General features: G+C 58.6%; 1 protein-coding gene. It reads left to right on the top strand.

The features are described 5' to 3' along the window. A partial coding sequence (locus tag ACYP03_RS26485) for a tRNA pseudouridine(55) synthase TruB (RefSeq protein WP_459782737.1) occupies window positions 1-266 on the top strand: 266 nt, incomplete at both ends.

The raw sequence follows: 266 nt of genomic DNA, 5'->3' as shown, positions 1-266 counted from the left end.
CAGCCCACAGAGCTGCTGGATCCGCTGCTGTTGCCAACAGACTCCGCGGTACAGGATTTGCCGGAAGTGAATTTAGTGCCGGGTGTCGCCAGTTATGTGCTCAATGGCCAGCCAGTTCAGGCCGGCCGTGTGCCTGATGCCGGTACATTGGTTCGGCTGACGGCCGGTGAGCAACGTGATTTCATCGGTGTGGGTGAAATCAATGCCGAAAACATGGTGGCGCCTAAGCGGGTGCTGGCCAATCGGGACCAGGCTGACCAAGAGAA

The sequence above is a fragment of the Photobacterium sp. R1 genome (genome assembly GCF_054600795.1).
Note: the sequence above shows the minus strand (reverse complement) of the source record. Positions and strands in the feature narration are given on the sequence as shown.